Genomic DNA, 18,715 nt, shown 5'->3' on the forward strand with positions numbered 1-18,715 from the left:
GCCGTCCTTCTGTCTTTTCTTGTTTATTCTTCTTCCATGAAGGTGCGGCACAACTGATTGAAAGCAGGAGCAGCTTTCGTGATGACTTGATGCTTTACGTTCGGGATCATTTCGAGTCTTGCTTTTGGCAATTTCATGCTAAGCGTCTGCGCATAATGGTGCATCCGTTGATCACGTTCGCCATAGGCAAGTAAAATCGGAAGCTGGATGTTGCTCAGGCGCTCTGTACATTGATATCGATGTCCGGCAGCGTAAAGGTATTTCACGCTAGTAGGATCTGTTTTGGAGGCGTGTGCCGTCCATTTTTCGCGCATTTCTGGGTTATCGACATGTGAGGAAGCAATGGAACGGGCAAGAAGAGGAACTCCGTGAAGCATCGACAACGCCTGGGCCATCCAAAATCGTCCATGTAAATACAGGTCATTCACTTCGGAAAATCCGCTCACGAGTATACCGCCTTGTGCATGATCAGGATAGCGAAGACAATATTCAAGGGCGATAGAGGCACCTTGGGAGTAGCCCAAAATAAAGGGACGCTCAATGCCGAGTGCCGGGATCAGCTTATGGAGCCGTTCTGCCAACTCCCCAATGGAAAAGGGCTTCTCCATCGGAGAACTGTCGCCATGTCCGGGTAAATCAGGGACAATGAGCTGATATGTATCTGCGAGTGTTTGCTGATAAACAAAATTGATAGAGCCGATACATGGCGCATGGATACACAATAACGGCTGGCCTTTTCCTGATATGTGAAAAGCAAACTGTTTGCCATCCTGATGGACGAGTATTTGTTCCATTTTCATTTTCACCCCACTTATAGGTTGTCCGATCCAAGGGAGATTTTTCAATTGAACTCTTCTTTTTTTGATGGGGAAGTGGTATTCTCGCAATAGAATAATTGGTGAAAGCAGGGTGAAGAAGTTGTTTCAAGAGCGCATTTCGAAGCTCCACACGTTTTTGACAGAGCAAGAGCTGAACGCGGTGTTGATTACCTCTCCCAAGCACGTCTACTATTTGACCGGATTTTTTACAGACCCGCATGAACGTTTTATGGGTCTTGTTATTCCTGCTGAGGGAAAGCCTTCCTTGATTGTACCTGCTCTTGATCGTGAAGCAGCGGCAGAAGCTTCGTTCGTTCAAGATATCCATACACATACGGATATCCAAAACCCGTATGAAATTCTCAAGCAAGTGTTGCCAGCGAACTTGGCGAAGCTCGGTATTGAGAAAAGTCATATGACTGTCGAGCGCTATGAAGCACTTGGACAAGTTGTTCTGGCGTCAAGCTATGTGGACGTGGAAGAGCCACTCCGTGAAATGCGTTTGATCAAATCCGTGGATGAAGTGGATCGTCTGAAATACGCTGTTCAGTTGGTCGAGGATTCCTTGCGGGAGACCCTGAAGAAAGTTCAGAAAGGCATGACCGAGACAGAAATCGTAGCTGAGCTGGAATTCCAGATGAAGCGCTTGGGCGCAGAAGGCCCATCCTTTACGTCCATGGTATTGGCAGGGGAGAAGTCGGCACTTCCACACGGAAAGCCAGGAACCCGCCAGGTGCAAGAAGGCGACTTGCTTTTGTTTGATATCGGAGTAGCTGCAAACGGATATGTATCCGATATTACTCGTACCTTTGCTGTAGGCGAGATCAGTGCCCAGCTGCAAGAGATTTACGAGACGGTATTGGCGGCCAACGAAGCGGCAATTGCTGAGATTCGTCCGGGTGTGACCTTTGCGCATTTGGATAAAACCGCTCGCGATGTCATCACTGCAAAAGGCTACGGTGAATACTTCATGCACCGTCTTGGGCACGGACTTGGGATGGATGTACATGAATATCCGTCTGTTCACAGCCAGAACCAAGAAGTGCTTCGACCAGGGATGGTTTTTACGATCGAGCCGGGCATCTATTTGCCAGGTGTAGGCGGCGTGCGGATTGAAGACGATGTATTGGTTACGGAAACGGGAGTTGAAATACTCACGCAGTTCCCGAAAAAACTGACTTCCATCAACTAATGAAGAAATCATAAAAATTGAATACGTATCGAATGGTGCTGGATGGCATATGCCGTCAGCTTAAAAGGGAAGTCCGGTGAGAAACCGGCGCGGTCCCGCCACTGTAACGAGGAGTGCCTAGCAAATAGCCACTGTTTTTTGGAAGACAAAAAATGGGAAGGTAGCTGGGTGTGTTGATCCGTAAGCCAGGAGACCTGCCATGCGATCCTATACAATCGACCCACGAGGATGGGGCAGATGTGGAAGCAGTCTATGAAAGGGCGCCTTTATGCCTGCTTATAGTTATATCTACGTTTGTCATGCACCTCCCGATTGAAATGGGGGGTGCTTTTTTGTGGAGGATTTGGTTCAAGCCATCATTTCCAAACAGAAAAGAGGATTACAGATGATGAAGGCAAACAAAACGCATACAGTAATAAAAGGACTAGCTTTCGGTATTATGACAGCTGCCATGCTTTTGGTTTCGGCATGCGGCTCCACTACGACAACACAGGCTCCAGCCAAAACAGAACAAACAGCTGCTCCAGCAGCAGAAGGCAAGCCAGTAACACTAACCAATAATGGTATCGAAATGACTTATCCAACAGCACCTGAGCGTGCAGTGACTTTGAACCAGCACGTCACCGAAATCATGCTGGCATTGGGCCTTGCTGATAAAATGGTCGGAACTGCTTACCTGGATGATGAAATCCTTCCTGAGTTAAAAGCAGATTACGACAAGATTCCGGTACTGTCTGACAAGTATCCTACGAAAGAAGTGCTGCTGGCAGCGAACCCAGACTTTGTATACGCCGGATGGAAAAGTGGATTCGGCGAAAAGGGCGTAGGATCGATGCAAGATTTGGAAAAGGTTGGCATCAAATCGTATCTGCAAGCGTCATCTAGCATGCCTGGCCCGACTATCGACGATGTGTTTGCGGACATTACGAACATTGGACGCATTTTCCGTGTGGAGGACAAAGCCAATGATTTGATCCATAAAATGAAGAGTGAAATGGATCAAACAATGAGTAAAATTGGCAAGATTGACGAGCCACTAAAAGTGTTCGTGTACGACAACGGGGAAGATAAACCATTCACAGCAGCCAACAACTACATGACATCCTTAATCAAGAATGCAGGCGGTAAGAATATTTTTGACGATATTCAAAAGGGTTGGGCAGAGGTAAGTTGGGAACAAGTAGTAAGTCGCAATCCAGACGTGATTATTATCGTAGATTACGGGGATAGAACCGTCGAGCAAAAACGCAATTTCCTTTTGAGTAAAAAAGAATTGGCGGATATCCCTGCGATTAAAAATCAACGACTAATGGTATTGCCTTTGTCCGCAGCTTCTGAAGGTGTTCGAGCACCGATTGCGCTGAAAATTTTGGCGGAAGGACTCTACCCGGATAAATTCAAATAGAGTACGCCCCTTTTAAGGGAGGGAATAGCACTGCAACAGATCAAGTTACCTTATATCATCATTACTTTACTGGTCGGACTTTTCCTCTCGATTACGTTCGCAGTTACCCTGGGATCAGTAGAGATTAAGCCGACTACGGTATGGAAAATCGCCTTATCAAAAATTCCGATGTTGACCCAATGGATCGAAGTGGATTGGTCCAAAGGTGAGCAAACGATTATTTGGGATATTCGCTTTCCTCGTGTACTCTTGGGGGCAATCGTCGGCGCAGGTCTGTCTGTCGTGGGAGTAGCGATTCAATCGTTGGTTCGCAACTCCCTGGCTGACCCGTATGTGTTAGGCGTATCTTCAGGTGCTTCGGTTGGCGCTACCTCGGTAATTATTTTTGGAGCATTCAGCATGTACGGGCAGTATGCGCTATCCTTTGGCGCTTTTACAGGCTCCCTTGTGTCCATCATTCTTATTTTTACGCTATCCCGTATTGGTGGACAAAACTCGACGGTACGCCTGCTCATGGCTGGAATTGCGATATCTGCGATCTTGTCGGCCATTACCAGTCTGCTTGTTTTTTCAGCGCCAAATGAGCATGGAATTGGGACGGTTCTGTTTTGGTTAAGTGGCAGTCTGGCTGGCGGGAAATGGGAATACCTGACGATCCCTACAATGATTGTCGTCATCTGTCTCATCGTCTTAATGGCCCAATACCGCTCGCTCAATGCGATGCTGATGGGCGAAGAGTCAGCGGGGACATTGGGGGTGAATACGGTACAATTCCGCAAGCTTCTCCTGGTGATCACGGCACTGCTCACGGGGGTGATCGTGTCCATCGCGGGATCAATCGGTTTTGTCGGATTAATGATGCCCCACATCGTCCGTGTAATGGTTGGATCAGATCACAGACGTGTTCTGCCTGTCAGCGCTTTGTTTGGCGCGATCTTTCTCATCTGGGTTGATGTAGTTGCCAGGCTTGCCTTTGCACCGGAAGAGCTGCCGATTGGTATTTTGACAGCACTGTGTGGAGGTCCATTCTTTATCTGGTTGATGCTGCGGAGTTCTTATTCCTTTGGAGGTAGCGGACGATGAATTTGCAGGTTGAGAATATATCGGTCGAACTGGAGAAAAAGGGAATCCTGCACAACGTCAGTCTGGAGGTGCGCTCTGGAGAGTTTGTGGGGCTGATCGGGCCGAATGGCAGTGGGAAGTCCACGTTGCTAAAAAGCATTTATCGCGTACTGAAGCCGCGTTCGGGATGGATCTCACTCGATGGCGACGACGTATACAAGCTAACCTCACGCCAAAACGCTCAGCGAATGGCGGCAGTACGGCAGGAGACCTCTGTCGAATTCGATTTTTCGGTGACCGAAATCGTGAATATGGGACGTGCCCCGCATAAGCGACTATTTCAGTCCGATAACGCGGAAGACGTTCGGATTTGTGAAGATGCACTACAACGGGTAGGGATGCATACATACGCTGATCGCAGCTTTTTCAGTTTATCCGGTGGGGAGAAGCAGCGGGTGCTGATTGCCAGAGCTTTGGTGCAGCAAGCGCAGTTTCTTGTTCTTGATGAGCCGACGAATCATTTGGATGTTCGATACCAGTTGCAGGTCATGGATCTCGTCAAAACGTTGGGGATTACGGTCTTGTCTTCGCTGCATGATCTCAATATCGCAGCGATGTACTGTGATCGGCTGTACGTAATCTGTGAGGGGGAAATCGTTACATCGGGAACGCCAGAGGAGGTCTTGACACCCAATCTGATCCGGGATGTTTTCGGAGTAGAAACAGAAGTGATGACCCATCCTATTACAGGAAAAAAGCATGTGTATTTCTACTCGGAAGCGATCCGTGTAAAGCCACCTATCCAGAAGGTAATGAGTGGAGCCAATTAATAAGGTGCAAGTTGAGTTTCTTTGATTTTCATAAGAGGGGGATGCCTAGTCGGCGTCCTTTTTTGTTAAGCCGACGGCAGAAAATTCAATCTTTCCACCAGTTAGATGAAAGGGTCTCTTATTGATCAGAGGAGCCGTGCAATACGTCGCGAATTTGTTGGATATAGCCAAATTTATTTCGATCAGAAAATTCATAGAACAAGATGGGAGATGACCCGTATGACGGAAGTAACGAGAGAACAGGCGCGCAAATTTCACGACGGTGTTCACGTTTTGGATGGGCATTTTGATCTGCTGATGGATGTGGAGATTCAGCGTGGATATGGTCGAACCAAAATGATCGAGACGGAGTACTTGCCACGGTTCCAGCAGGGTGGCGTGCATTCCATTGTGGCAGCCGTGTTCGTCGAGGATGCTTTTGTACCAGAGATGAGTCTTCGCAAGGCGCTCAACCAGATCAGTGCTTTGCATGCAGAGGCGGCAGAGTCTCCCGAGCACATCGTCATCGCCAAAAATCTGGGTGATTTGCAACGGGCAAGAGCGGAGCAAAAAGTATCGTTCATTCTGTCGTTGGAAGGGGCAGAGCCACTGCATAACGATTTGAGTCTCTTGCGTGTCTTTTATGAGCTCGGAGTACGGATGATGGGGCTGGTTTGGAGTCGGCGCAACTTTGCTGGGGACGGCAGCTTTTTTGCACCGGTTCGTGAAGGGAAAAAAGGAGGCATCACCGATTTCGGTGTTCGTCTTATCGAGGAAGCGGAAAAACTGGGTATCGTCATCGATGTGAGCCATTTGAATGACGAAGGGTTCTGGGACGTGATGGAGATCGCAGAAAAACCGGTGATCGCTTCTCACTCCAACAGTCGAACAATCGTGCCGACAATGCGCAATCTGACAGATGAACAGATCAAAGCAATTGCGGAAAAGGACGGACTCGTCGGGTTGAATGCGTGTAGCATGTTTACAGCGACTAACAGTGCCGACTCAACTATCGAGAGACTGATTGATCATGTTGACTATATGAAAAAGCTTGTCGGAGCAAGGTACATCGGTATTGGCTTAGACCTGTGCGATGATTTGACGAAATATTTGCCCTTGGACAAGATTGCCAAAACGAAAGAGATGCCATTTGACGTAGTAAAAGGCCATGCGTCACTGCCGGAAATTACGCGTGAGCTATTGAAGCGCAGATACACCGATGCAGAGATCGAAGGAATCTTGGGTGGCAATTTCCTCAGAGTGTATCAGCAAGTGTGGAAGTAGATCAGGTAACAGGAGGAATGACGGGTGGCACAGACTGGGCACAAACAAGCTTTTTTTGGCTATTATCAATCTGGCATCAAGGTAGCTGATATACGCTTTGAGGATGGGGAAGTTTGGCATCGGAGCACAGGTTGGGATACGGGTGGTGCGGTTGACGGTCCGTTTTTACTACTGGCTGAAGGGGAAGCAACCTACGAGTTGCCACTCCTTACCCTGGCACAGAAGCTTCCGGAATGGGAGCGAATTGACTGGGAGAGCGAATCAGTTGTGTTTCCGGGAAGTGGAGGGCACTACCAACGCCATCTATCCATCGAAGGAACAGGGCCCACAAGGCAAAAGCAAGCTTGGGTCTGGGCGGTGCGCGAAGCAGCGCAGCCAATTGACTTGATCATTTGTGAGAACGAAGTCATCGCGTTGGTGCTGACAGGTCGTGGTGATAGTGTCGTATTGGTGAAAACAGGGTGGGAAGATTTGACTCCGCTTACGATGTGGCAAGACCCTACGCTGTCTGAAGTTAACTACGGCGTACATCATTTGGGTAGGCATGATGTAGCGATGAGAGATGGCGTTCGGCTGGCTACCGAGGTATGGCTACCCGCAGGCTTGGCGGAAGGACAGCGGGTTCCAACGATTTTCATGCGCACTCCCTATGGACGGATGGATGGCATTTTTCGCCGGTTGCCCTTTGTAGCTCGTGGATATGCGCTGGTTGTTCAGGATACGCGTGGACGGGAAGATTCCGAAGGAGAGTGGATTCCACTCGTTCATGAGCGTAATGATGGAGACGACAGCCTCAACTGGATCGCGAGTCAGGAGTGGTCGGATGGCAACGTAGGGATGCTCGGCGGCTCCTATGTGGGGTACGTGCAATGGGCTGCGGCCGCAAGCGGAAATCCGCATCTGAAGGCGATTTTCAGCTACGTGACAGTAGGAACACCTTATGTGGACATCCCGCGCAAAGGGGGGACGATTCTTGGTGGCCTGTCATGGATTTTCATGATGGCTGAGAAGCGTCGAAATGTCGCGGCTCTTTCCCGAGATGACTGGAGTGAGGTCATCAAAGTGCGTCCGATCAAGGACATCCCGCAAAAAGTGCTGGGGAAAGAAATCCCGTTTTGGACAAAATGGATGGAACACCCGAATGGTGACGAGTTCTGGACCATGTCGGACTGGAAGCGGCATGCGGATCAGGTAAAGGTGCCTGCTACTCTGGTATCTGGCTGGTATGACGACAACGGGATGGGGACGAGCGAATCATGGGAGGTTGTCTCCCGAAATGTGCCAGAGCACGCCAGACTCATCTTGGGGCCATGGTATCACAAGGCGAATACGACACGAGAAATCCATCATGTGCCCTTTGGAAACAACGCCATCCGCTACGATCTGGATATAACGCAGCTACGGTGGTTTGACCGCTATCTAAAAGGAGTGGAAAATGGCGTCGATCAAGAGCCGCGGGTTGAGTACTACATGGTGGGAGAAAACGAATGGAAGACCTCGCAGACTTGGCCGCCAGCGGAGACGACGCTGACGAATCTGTATCTGAGCAGTGGGGGAAACGCCAATACGAGCGGCGGAGATGGAACACTGACCCTGTCTATCCCGGATGAACAAGCGGTGGATACATACAGTTATAATCCGCTAGACGCAGCACCGTATCTGTTGGATTTGTCCGAAAATGAAAATAGTGTTCCGGAAAACTATCGTGATGTGGAAGAACGAGCAGATGTACTTGTCTACACATCAGAGCCATTGGAAGAGGAAGTCGTCATCGCGGGAGAAATCTCGGCTATTATCTACGCATCCAGCTCGGCGCGGGATACTGATTGGCTGGTCCGGCTATGTGATGTAGACGAGGAAGGCAATTCGATTCGTCTATCGGACGGGATTATTTGTGCACGCTACCGACACTCATTCGCGGAGCCAGAGCTACTTGTTCCAGAACACATCGAACGCTATGAGATTCGCATGACCAAGATCGCCAATGTCTTCCGAAAAGGTCACCGTATTCGCGTCTCCGTTACTTCTGGTGCCGAGAACTTCTCGTTCCCCAATCCGAATACAGGCAACGATCTGGCAACGGAAACCGAGACGGTCATTGCCTCGCAACGTATATATCATGACAGCCAGTATCCGAGTCATATCAAACTCCCTCTCTTGCATTCTGGGGGAAGCAAGCAATTTTCAGGAGGTATCTAAATCATAATGACTGTTTATAGTTGCAGAATATGCAAGTTCCGTTACGACGAGTGGCTAGGTGATACGAAAAATGGCGTCCCGCCCGGGGTGCCTTTTCCTCATTTAGCAGGTTCTGTGTGTACTGATTGTGGGATGAATGAGGAAGGACGGCACTTGCCGCTTCCTGAAACGAAGTACACGAACGTAGAAGCAACGTATTACGATCAGTTTGCCGGGAAGGCTAGCATCGCTTTTTATCGAAACTGGTTGCTGCAGGAAGCGGAGCAATCTTCAGTCTCGGTGCTGGAGCTGGGTGTTGGAACAGGGAGAATTGCCATTGAGCTGGCACGGAATGGCTTGTCCGTCTGCGGGATTGATTGGAGCCCGGATATGCTTGCGATGGCCGCCAAAAAGAAACGGCGCATGTTAAAAGGGAAAGAAGAACTGTTGGAGCTGGTAGAACAAAATATGTGGGAGCTGGAACTTGATCGGCAATTTACACATGCGCTACTTCCGGAAGGGATTTTTCAGCAGGCCACCTGTAGAGACAAGCAACGTCAATTGCTTTCGGTCATCCACGATTACATAATGGAGGACGGAACAGTGGCAATTGATCTACTCTTGCCGCCAGTAAAAAATCAATGGACAACGATGCAACGCAAATTCGTTTTCCCAGACCGAATGGTATATCAAAAGGTAGAAGGTGAAACCTCGCTCTTGGATCAAAAGTTCCGCTACACGCTTACTTATGAGACTTTTCTTGATCAGATCGAGCAGCCGAGGTATCGCGTAGAGCGAGAGATGGCGTTGCTTTTGCCTACAGAGCTTGAGCTGTTACTGGAAGGATCAGGCTTTCGCGTCACCTATAGCAAAGAGAATGTCTTCCACAAGCAAGACTTCGAGTCGAGTCAAGCGGACGAGGGCTATGATATGGATCGTTGGCAGCATGGGGGATATCCATTCGCTGAACCTGTCGGGAAACCGGGTGGAGCTACCCGCTGGACGATTTTGGCGAAAAAAATTTCTTCCTCCTCTTTGTAACAAAAAGTTTGTAGCTGCATCTAACCAGTATGATAGCGAGTGAAGGAGGTCGCGCCCTTGGAAAAATTGCAGCAGACGACTGATGCTGCGTTTGAACAAATCATGAGGGAATATGGGACCCGTGTGCTTCGACTCGTCACCTTTCTGGTCAAGGATCGCAGCTTGGCGGAGGACATTACCCAAGATGTATTCGTTAAGGTGTACCGGCATCTTCCTCGCTTTCGGCAGGAGAGCAGTGTGCACACGTGGTTATATCGAATCGCGGTTAATGAGTGCAAAGGTTATTTGCGTTCTTGGTCGTTCCGTCATATCCTTCCCCGCTCGTGGATGAGACAGAATGGGGAGCTTTCTACAGAAAGTCTTGTTCTCGATCGAGCCGAGAGGGACCAACTCGTAGCAGAAGTGTTGCAGCTCCCTCCGCTCTATCGCCAAGTGATTGCCCTTCATTACTATGCGGATTTATCCATCGGAGAGGTGGCAGAGGTGCTAGGAGTAACGGAAGGGACAGTCAGAACCCGGTTGCATAGGGCCAGACAGCAACTACGGCAGAGTATGGGAGAGGGGAGGGACTGGGAATGGACGAAAACCGATGGCTCACGGGCTTAAAGGAACGGGCAGATCAGACCATTTTTCGTGATGTACAGTTTACTGCATCGATGAAAGAGCATGTACAGCAGAGGGTGAGATCTGGGACTAGGTGGATGACTGGCCGGAGGAAGCTAGCCTTGCCGGGCATTGTACTGACGGTGGGCTTGCTATTGTGGCTAGGGCTCCCCATTCAGGAGGAGAGACAATCTGCACAGCATGAGATGATACCTCCACAACAAGAGGCACGTATACCCTCCCTGTTGCCAGGGGGACAAATCGTCGAAGCGGATTTGTGGAAGCTGTCGCCTTCTTTGTCCTCCACTTACAACAATCAGTCCTTTTCTTATTTGGGAGAAAAACCTGTCCGGATCATGACAGATCAGGACGGTTTCTATGAAGGACAGACGCAGCGGGTGATATGGCTGTTGAATGGGGATTACACACAAAAAGTAGAGATCTCTGCTTACAACGCCAATGGGGCCCGTTTGTCATTGGGCAGCTACGAGGTCATGGACCCGTTATACGATGCAGATGGTCATTTTCCTTCAGGGATCGTGTTGCCTGAACCGGGAAAGTGGAAGCTGGAAGTAAGATCAGGAGGCAAACATTTCGGACAAGTTTTTGTTGAGGTGAAAAAAGGGATAGCACCTGCGAATCGTCAGCTCGTCGGGTCTATCATTCAGCGGTATTTGGAGACGGAAAGCGATAAGTTGGGGTGGCTGGGAAAATATCGAGAGATGAACGTTGAGCTACTGGGAGTGGAAGCGCCAGACGCTGCAAAGCGAATTGTATACGCTTGGGTGAAAATAACGGGTAGCAATTCTTCCGCGCTCAGTGCACCGATGGTCTTTCAAATCGTCTACAATGGGAATGATTATCGGGTAACGGACTTCCAAATGCCCGAGGAAGGCAGCAACTACCAGAGCAGCCTGCAAAAACTGTTTCCATCTAAAGTGCTCGAGCAAGTTCACAATCGATCAAAAACAAAGTAAGGATGACAAAACGGACCTTAGCCTAAAAAAGGTCCGTTTTTCGCTTTTCATATCTATCCGTATATTTGAGCACCTATCGCCCAGTACGTCCCATTGCGGCGGGGCAGGTTACTAGCATTTGCGACCATCACTGGGGGATGAGAAACCTGAGTGAAGCCGTTTTGCTCCAAATAAGCGTGAAACGCTGCTTGTTCATCCGGTACGTCTATCCGTACGCGTCCGGTATGATATTGTGTCAGCTTGTACAGGATGTGTTTAGCTATGACGGCATTTTCTGCGACGATCGGTCCAGCGATAAGGTTGACGGGGCCTTGAACGGCAAAGCCATATCCGATGACCTTGCCGGAGCGATTTTTGGCAACCAGACAGGTACTAGCTTGTTTCATGCGTTTCTCGAGAAAATGCGAGCGTTTACTACCCAGTGCTGCTTTGTCCAATTCAACCATACTCGAGAAATCGTCCAACTCCATTGACACAATTGCAAACTCATCATTGGCTTCGTTTTGCGGAGGAGCTTTAGGTACAAAGCGTTCAGCAATAAACTTTCGAATACGATCGACTGTCTGGAACCCGAGATTTTTGTACATTGGTTCTCCTTCTGGAGTTGCAATGAGCATGATGGTTGTATCGGTCGAAACAGACGCCATGCACGCCTTCATGAGCTGGCGACCATAGCCTTTGCCTTGTGACAAGGGATTGACAATCACCATGCCAATGCTCGCAAGCTTGTCATCGTACGGGATGATCGCCGCACATGAAAGTAGGGTGCCGCTCGCGTCTTTGTGACCAAAAACGGTTCCGATAGACAGAATTGTGTGAATTTCCGCTTCGTCGTAATCCCAGCCTACGGAATCAGATAAGGCAATGAGTCCGGGAATATCCGATATCGTTAAGGAATGCAAGCCAGAGTCAACGCTGTTCACTTTGATCATTCTCCGTTTCTTTCTTTGTGTTCGCGGCTGTGTTGCCAAAGAGATCGTTTCATGCTTCCGCCACCTTTTACCACTTTATCACAGAGAAAGTTTGGATTCGAGAAAAAGGAGGCAAATGCCTGATTCTCTTTGGTTGCTCTTTATATCATCGGTTTGTTATAATTACCGTTAGTGTATTTTTTGCGAGGCGCAATCTGAACGTTTGAATGGATTCGCGTGGGAGGGAACGAACAACACATGGATCGTCGTGAAAGACAAAAAAGGATACGAAATTTTTCCATCATCGCCCACATTGACCATGGAAAGTCGACGCTGGCAGACCGCATTTTGGAGCTGACCGGTGCTTTGACTGCACGTGAGATGGAAGCCCAGTTTCTTGACACGATGGAGCTGGAAAAAGAGCGCGGGATTACAATTAAGCTGAATGCCGTGCGTTTGAACTATAAAGCAGATGACGGTGAGGAATACATTCTCCACCTGATTGACACTCCTGGGCACGTCGACTTTACGTATGAAGTATCCCGCAGTTTGGCTGCCTGTGAAGGGGCTATTCTCGTCGTGGATGCGGCACAAGGGATCGAAGCCCAGACATTGGCTAACGTGTATTTAGCGTTGGACAGCAATCTGGAGATCATTCCAGTTATTAACAAGATCGACCTGCCGAGCGCAGAGCCTGAGCGCGTGAAGCAAGAGGTTGAGGACGTGATCGGTCTGGATGCCAGCGATGCGGTTTTGACTTCTGCCAAAGCGGGTATCGGGATTAAGGAAGTACTGGAAGCTGTTGTGCAAAAAGTACCTGCTCCAGAGGGAGATCCGGATGCACCTCTCCAAGCTTTGATTTTCGACTCCTATTTTGATGCGTATCGCGGCGTTATTGCCTCCATTCGTGTCATTAACGGAACCTTGAAAAAAGGTATGAAGATCAAGATGATGGCGACAGGCAAGTCGTTCGAGGTAACCGAAATCGGTACATCGACTCCACGCCAAACACAAGTAGAAGAATTAACGGTTGGAGATGTAGGCTACGTAGCTGCTTCCATTAAAACAGTGGGAGACACCAGTGTGGGGGATACCATTACAGATGCAAATCGCCCTGCACCTGAACCGCTACCAGGTTATCGCAAAATCAACCCGATGGTTTTCTGCGGTTTGTACCCAATCGAAACGAACGAGTACAATGATTTGCGCGATGCATTGGAAAAGCTTCAGCTAAACGATGCGTCCTTGCAGTTTGAACCGGAGACTTCCCAAGCACTTGGCTTTGGTTTCCGTTGCGGTTTCTTGGGTCTTCTGCATATGGAGATCATTCAAGAGCGCATCGAACGGGAATTCAACATTAACTTGATTACGACCGCGCCGAGCGTTATTTACCGCATTACCAAAACGAACGGCGAAGTATTCGAAATCGACAACCCGTCCAAAATGCCGGAAGCGCAAAAGATCGAAATGGTCGAGGAGCCTTACGTTACGGCGACTGTTATGGTACCGAAAGAATACGTCGGTGATGTTATGCAGTTGTGCCAAGGTAAACGCGGTGAGTTTCTTGACATGCAGTATATGGGTGAGAACCGTGTGCAGCTGAAGTACGACATGCCTTTGTCGGAGATCGTTTACGATTTCTTTGACATGCTGAAGTCGGGTACAAAAGGCTACGCATCCTTTGACTACGAGCTAGGTGGGTACAAAGCATCCAAGCTGGTGAAAATGGATATTCTCCTCAACGGCGAAGTGGTGGATGCTCTGTCGTTTATCGTTCACAAAGACACGGCTTATCCTCGTGGAAAAGTCATCTGCGAAAAGCTGAAGGAATTGATTCCGCGTCAGCAATTCGAGGTGCCGATTCAAGCGACCATCGGACACAAGGTTGTTGCTCGTGAAACGATCAGTGCGTTGCGTAAAAACGTTCTTGCTAAATGTTACGGCGGGGACATCTCACGTAAACGTAAGCTGCTCGAAAAGCAAAAAGAAGGAAAGAAGCGCATGAAGTCTGTTGGTTCCGTAGAGGTACCGCAAGAAGCATTTATGGCTGTATTGCGCATGGATGATAAGAAGTAGCAGCTCTCCCCCCACCAAAAAGCCACCAATGGGCGAAATGGTGGGGGATTTATTTTTTTTTCATACATAAGTTACTCGAAGGTTAACGGCATGAAATGGGATATAAAATGCGACGACGCAGGCAGAATTTTCAAATCTGCTTTTGTCGTCTTTCTTTTTGGCATATTCCGTTCTGGTGACATGAAAACTCGACCTTGGGGAGGATCGAGTGATCACCAAGGATGTGGTGGTTAGGGATGATTGGTTACAGGTGGTATCGCTGGTGGATGTGGATTGATTGGGGGCAGTGGTACAGGAGTTGGGGGATGAGGGACTTCATTCGATGGCGGGAATTCTGGATTCGGTAAGTTACAATCTGGTGGACAGTTAGAACTAAGTTGGGAATCATTATTGGTTGGTGACAATCAGAACTACCTGACAATCGGGATTAAAAAGTGGCTGTAAAGACATATTTGGACAACTCCTTTCGACCTAATATTACTCATTTTTTTAAAATATTTCAATCTTCAATCAAGGAGTTGATGTGAAGTGAAATGTCAGCATTATTGTGACGAATTGCTGCGTTACAAAAAAATAAGCCGCCCATAATGGACGGCATAGCGTTTGGTGTTGCCCCTGAGTTTCTTATGTTAACCCGTGCTTCCAATTACACTAACTCTCCACAAGCCACCAGGGACAACAAGGTAATCAATGCGCTCATAAACACCATTCCTTTCTTTGGTAAAAGAGAGAAGATGTTTGCAATTGAAGCTCCGAGCAAACCTGAATAAAAGTTTGCGAGGAACCACTTGCTTTGCATTAGAGCCGCAAGGCAGGAGAGTGCTGGAATCGAACCAACGCCGGTGGCAACCTTGGTACTAGTTAAATAATAAAACAGTTTCAAATAATTTGCAAGAAAGGGTGAACCTCCAATGCACGACATCGAACTTGATATATCATTCGGCAAGCATCGTGCGGACACGAATTTGGAAGCCGGAATACCTGACGTGGGTAGAGTTCGTTGACCGTCTGCGAAAGGTGCGCCGGACGTCTGAGACGATGGCTCAGTACAACAAGATGCACAACATTGACCGTGGCAAGATTAAAGACGGGCCTGCTTTTGTGGGCGGGCTTGTCCGGGGCTGTCATCGGAAAAAAGAGAACGTCGACACTCGCAGCCTGATACATTGGACGTCGATCATGCCAACGAGGACTTTCTGTTCACTATGGAGCTCGTGCTTGGTGGTTCAGCTTATGTTGTCTACTCCACACACAGCCACCGGCCCAAAAAGCCAAAGTACCGTTTGATTGTACTGGTTGATCGTGCAATGAGTCCGGACGAATACGCTGCCGTGAGTCGCAAGCTGGCTTAGCAGACTTCGACAAGACGACGTTTGATGTCCACCGTTTGATGTATCTACCGTCGTGTTCCATAGATGCTGAAGCAGTATTAGAAGTTTACGAGGGCGATCCTGTTAATGTAGATGCCGTGCTGGCTCAATACGACGATTGGTGTGATCACCACTCTGTGAAGATGATAGGGCACAGGGACAGACGGCAAAGCGGATGGAAGACCCGCGATCAAAGCAAGGCGTTATAGGAGCATTTTGCCGATGCTATTCGATCAGCGAGGCGATAGCAACCTTTCTGACAGACGCATACGAACCAGCCCACCATGAAAGTGACCCGTGTAGTGGTCGAGAGGTAAACGCTTTTGACCTTGTAAGGCTACACAAGTTCGATAAGCTGGATGACAAGGCCAGTGAAAAAACCAATGTGAGTAAGCTTCCGAGTTTTACAGCTATGACCGCATTTGCCACACAGGATACGCAAGTAAAACGTGAGGGCTTGGCGGAGCTATCGGACGATTTTGCTGGAACAGAGGCAGAACGACAAGGAGCCGGAGGCTGATTGGATAGGAAAGCTGAAAACTCATGAGAAGACCGGACTTCTGTTGCCAACGGCCAAGAAAGCGGAGATCATCCTGAGCCATGGCCCATTTAAAGGCGTGCTGGCATACTACGCTTTCGGTAATACGGAGGTCATCCGAAAGGCATTACCCTGGCGAGGACGGGAACGGCCATATGAAGACTATGAGCCATGGCTTGGTGCCGATGACCGTCGGCTTGAACACTGATTCGGCAAAACGTATGAAATCAAGTCAGGTACAACATTGAAAAATGCTTTTACAGAGGTGGCGCATATCAACCGTTTCTATCCGATAATCGAATATTTGGAGGCGTAGAAGTGGGACGGAGTATCGCGTCTTGACCGGATTTTTGTGGAGTACCTCGGGTCTGCTGATACGCCGTATGTGCGGGAAGTGACCCGCAAAATGATGATTGCAGCCGTTAAGCGCTTGTATGAACCTGGGTGCAAATTCGATTTTATGCTGGTTTTGGTTGGCCCCCAAGGATTCGGTAAAAGCACGATCATTCAAATGCTGGCGCTGCGCTGGTTCAGTGACTCATTGAAAACCTTTGACACCAAAGAGGCAGGAGAGCATCTACAGTCGGCATGCGTGTTTGAGTTCGGGGAATTGGCCGGAATGTACAAAACAGAGGTAGACGAGATCAAGCAGTTCATTACCAAGCGCAGCGATAAATACCGGGTTGCCTATGATCGTGTTATTGCGGATTTCCCGCGAAAGTGCGTGTTTTTCGGAACGACAAATAACTGGAACTTCTTGAAGGACCCGACCGGGAATAGACGCTTCTGGCCCGTTAACGTGGAGCCGGACAAGCGGACAAAAAGCGTCTTCGCCGATTTGACTGAGTATGAAATTGGCCAGATATGGGAGGAGGCTTTACAGGCATACAAATCTGGTGAGGAGCTTGTCCTATCACCGGAGGTTGACCGCGAGGTTGGACGCATTCAAGGGCTTCACTTGGAGGATGACCCGCATGTAGAACGGCGCATTTCGCAGCTTATGATTTGCGAGAAACCGCAGGCATCCTGAAATAATGAAGTAGGTTTTCTATAACCAGATTAAAGAAAGATAAATATTTATCAAGCAGTCTTTGTCAACAGCCCCCAATCATTAGTTTTTGTCTTTTCTTGTAGGAAAATAGTGCTATAATATGTAAAACTGTGTATTTACACCAGATTGGAGGCTGTGCCAGTTGACCAAAGAATCTACTCCAAATGATGTAACATTAGCGGAACCGATTGAACAAGAAGTTGAAGCGCACAGTGAAGACAACAAGGTAAGTGTACAGGAGAAGAAAAAGTTTGAAAAACGAGAAAAAGAAAGGAAACACCTTGTTTCGAAACTGGCACAAGGTAATATGGATCATCTTCTTACGCGGGTTGCTTCCGTATTAAACCATTACCAGGAAACTCGGAATTCAGATATCACTTTACAAACTCGGTACTGGGAAGTATTCCAGAGTGATATATACAACGGGTCAGTAATTGATCCAAAAGATATGTATAAGCTTGAGAGGCTCACATCAATTGCAAGAGCCCGAGCAAAAATCCAAAACGAATTCAAAATGTTCTTAGCTGACGAAGAAGTTCAAGTATCTCGTCGCAGTAGACAAGAAACAGAAAAAGAAATGCAATTAGCAACAAAACCGGAAATTCCGCTTATTTCAATGTACTGTGATGAAAGTGGAAAAACAGGCAATTTTGCTATTGTCGGAAGTCTTTGGGTTATCAATAAGGCAAGGCAAACACAAGTAAGGGACCATTTCTCAAAATGGAAAACCGAGAAAGGTCTTTCTGCAAAAGATGAATTTCATTTTACAGAAATGAAAAAGCATCAATTAGACTTGTATAAGGAGTTCTTCGATGAGGTGATAAAGAACTCTGACGCACTAGGCTTTAAAGCTGTTGTTGTAGATAAAACGAAAATAAAAAGACCGATTGATGAGATAATAATGGACTTGCATTACCAAGTTGTCCATCAAGGCATTGAACATGAAGTAAGTAATGGCCGTCTTGCTTTGCCGCGAATCGTAAACTTCTTCAAGGATGAAGAAGATGGTCAAGAAGCATTATATGAAACAAAACTAAAGCAACATTTGCATTCCCAGTTTCGATTGGCATTCGATGATCAGCTAACCCTTGACCTCTTTAACTCGGTTCCCTCATTCCAAAACGTATACATCCAGATGGCAGACCTGTACACTGGATGTATTTCACGGGTACTAAACCATCCAAAGCAAGGTGAGGGAAATCATAAAGACCACTTTGCAGAATACGTTTTAGAGTTATTGCGGCTGGATTTGGGAGCTAAGAATGACCAATCTCAAGACTTCGCAATGGTACATTTCTTCGAATAAATTGTATGATTCAGACCTGGCTTACGACAAACCAGGTTTTTTTATTTGCACGTTGCTACTTTCTATATAAAACAAGAACGAACGTTCTGGTCTC

At 48.0% G+C, this 18,715-nt stretch carries 16 protein-coding genes and 1 riboswitch; of the genes, 14 read left to right on the top strand and 2 right to left on the bottom strand.

Features of this window, described 5'->3' with window-relative positions:
- Positions 1-23: 23 nt before the first annotated feature.
- The gene (locus tag HP567_RS13630) at positions 24-794 is read right to left on the bottom strand and encodes an alpha/beta fold hydrolase (RefSeq protein WP_173611642.1); all 771 of its coding nucleotides are present in this window, start codon (positions 792-794) and stop codon (positions 24-26) included.
- A 124-nt stretch (positions 795-918) separates the two neighbouring features.
- On the opposite strand from HP567_RS13630, the gene HP567_RS13635 reads away from it, so the two are divergent.
- The 9 genes from HP567_RS13635 (at position 919) to HP567_RS13675 (ending at position 11,369) form a co-directional block, all read left to right on the top strand.
- On the top strand, positions 919-2,010 hold the full coding sequence (locus tag HP567_RS13635; protein WP_229088212.1) for a M24 family metallopeptidase: 1,092 nt from the start codon (positions 919-921) through the stop codon (positions 2,008-2,010).
- Between the two features lie 16 nt (positions 2,011-2,026).
- Positions 2,027-2,226: riboswitch (cobalamin riboswitch) on the top strand.
- Positions 2,227-2,395: 169 nt separating this feature from the next.
- On the top strand, positions 2,396-3,415 hold the full coding sequence (locus HP567_RS13640) for an ABC transporter substrate-binding protein (RefSeq protein WP_173611640.1): 1,020 nt from the start codon (positions 2,396-2,398) through the stop codon (positions 3,413-3,415).
- A gap of 69 nt (positions 3,416-3,484) precedes the next feature.
- Positions 3,485-4,498 carry a FecCD family ABC transporter permease gene (locus HP567_RS13645; protein ID WP_173611639.1) on the top strand — a complete coding sequence of 338 codons (1,014 nt, stop codon included), beginning with the start codon at positions 3,485-3,487 and terminating at the stop codon, positions 4,496-4,498.
- On the top strand, positions 4,495-5,307 hold the full coding sequence (locus HP567_RS13650) for a heme ABC transporter ATP-binding protein (RefSeq protein ID WP_173611493.1): 813 nt from the start codon (positions 4,495-4,497) through the stop codon (positions 5,305-5,307). Before HP567_RS13645 ends, HP567_RS13650 begins: the two co-directional genes overlap by 4 nt.
- Before the next feature lie 219 nt (positions 5,308-5,526).
- Entirely contained in the window at positions 5,527-6,570 is a 1,044-nt protein-coding gene (locus tag HP567_RS13655) for a dipeptidase (protein WP_173611492.1), read from the top strand.
- A 24-nt stretch (positions 6,571-6,594) separates the two neighbouring features.
- Positions 6,595-8,769: a CocE/NonD family hydrolase gene (locus HP567_RS13660; protein WP_173611491.1), complete on the top strand. Its 2,175-nt coding sequence runs from the start codon at positions 6,595-6,597 to the stop codon at positions 8,767-8,769.
- A gap of 6 nt (positions 8,770-8,775) precedes the next feature.
- Entirely contained in the window at positions 8,776-9,789 is a 1,014-nt protein-coding gene (locus HP567_RS13665) for a methyltransferase domain-containing protein (protein ID WP_173611490.1), read from the top strand.
- 57 nt (positions 9,790-9,846) lie between these two features.
- Positions 9,847-10,395, top strand: a complete 549-nt coding sequence (locus HP567_RS13670; RefSeq protein ID WP_173611489.1) for a sigma-70 family RNA polymerase sigma factor — start codon at positions 9,847-9,849, stop codon at positions 10,393-10,395.
- Positions 10,365-11,369, top strand: coding sequence for a hypothetical protein (locus tag HP567_RS13675; RefSeq protein WP_173611488.1), 1,005 nt, complete (start codon positions 10,365-10,367; stop codon positions 11,367-11,369). The genes HP567_RS13670 and HP567_RS13675 overlap by 31 nt, the downstream gene beginning before the upstream one ends.
- A gap of 53 nt (positions 11,370-11,422) precedes the next feature.
- Here the strand turns inward: HP567_RS13675 and HP567_RS13680 are convergent, their stop codons facing one another.
- Positions 11,423-12,301 carry a GNAT family N-acetyltransferase gene (locus HP567_RS13680; protein ID WP_173611487.1) on the bottom strand — a complete coding sequence of 293 codons (879 nt, stop codon included), beginning with the start codon at positions 12,299-12,301 and terminating at the stop codon, positions 11,423-11,425.
- A 237-nt stretch (positions 12,302-12,538) separates the two neighbouring features.
- Here HP567_RS13680 and lepA point away from each other — a divergent pair, with 237 nt between their 5' ends.
- From lepA to HP567_RS13705, 5 genes are all read left to right on the top strand, one after another.
- The gene (lepA, locus tag HP567_RS13685) at positions 12,539-14,356 is read left to right on the top strand and encodes a translation elongation factor 4 (RefSeq protein ID WP_173611486.1); all 1,818 of its coding nucleotides are present in this window, start codon (positions 12,539-12,541) and stop codon (positions 14,354-14,356) included.
- A 1,166-nt stretch (positions 14,357-15,522) separates the two neighbouring features.
- Positions 15,523-15,708, top strand: coding sequence for a hypothetical protein (locus tag HP567_RS13690; protein WP_229088015.1), 186 nt, complete (start codon positions 15,523-15,525; stop codon positions 15,706-15,708).
- Between the two features lie 193 nt (positions 15,709-15,901).
- Positions 15,902-16,246 (top strand): hypothetical protein, encoded by a 345-nt coding sequence (locus HP567_RS13695; RefSeq protein ID WP_229088017.1) that lies wholly within the window; start codon positions 15,902-15,904, stop codon positions 16,244-16,246.
- Positions 16,247-16,616: 370 nt separating this feature from the next.
- Positions 16,617-17,294: a virulence-associated E family protein gene (locus HP567_RS13700; protein WP_229088019.1), complete on the top strand. Its 678-nt coding sequence runs from the start codon at positions 16,617-16,619 to the stop codon at positions 17,292-17,294.
- A gap of 163 nt (positions 17,295-17,457) precedes the next feature.
- Positions 17,458-18,621, top strand: a complete 1,164-nt coding sequence (locus HP567_RS13705; RefSeq protein WP_173611485.1) for a DUF3800 domain-containing protein — start codon at positions 17,458-17,460, stop codon at positions 18,619-18,621.
- The last annotated feature ends 94 nt before the right edge of the window (positions 18,622-18,715 follow it).

This window comes from Brevibacillus sp. M2.1A (genome assembly GCF_013284355.2).
Taxonomy (GTDB): Bacteria; Bacillota; Bacilli; order Brevibacillales; family Brevibacillaceae; genus Brevibacillus.

Coding starts and splice junctions, on each gene's coding strand:
- HP567_RS13630 (WP_173611642.1), bottom strand. CDS start 794: ATGGAACAAATACTCGTCCATCAGGATGGCAAACAGTTTGCTTTTCAC.
- HP567_RS13640 (WP_173611640.1), top strand. CDS start 2,396: ATGATGAAGGCAAACAAAACGCATACAGTAATAAAAGGACTAGCTTTC.
- HP567_RS13650 (WP_173611493.1), top strand. CDS start 4,495: ATGAATTTGCAGGTTGAGAATATATCGGTCGAACTGGAGAAAAAGGGA.
- HP567_RS13655 (WP_173611492.1), top strand. CDS start 5,527: ATGACGGAAGTAACGAGAGAACAGGCGCGCAAATTTCACGACGGTGTT.
- HP567_RS13665 (WP_173611490.1), top strand. CDS start 8,776: ATGACTGTTTATAGTTGCAGAATATGCAAGTTCCGTTACGACGAGTGG.
- HP567_RS13675 (WP_173611488.1), top strand. CDS start 10,365: ATGGACGAAAACCGATGGCTCACGGGCTTAAAGGAACGGGCAGATCAG.
- HP567_RS13680 (WP_173611487.1), bottom strand. CDS start 12,301: ATGATCAAAGTGAACAGCGTTGACTCTGGCTTGCATTCCTTAACGATA.
- lepA (WP_173611486.1), top strand. CDS start 12,539: ATGGATCGTCGTGAAAGACAAAAAAGGATACGAAATTTTTCCATCATC.
- HP567_RS13695 (WP_229088017.1), top strand. CDS start 15,902: ATGGAAGACCCGCGATCAAAGCAAGGCGTTATAGGAGCATTTTGCCGA.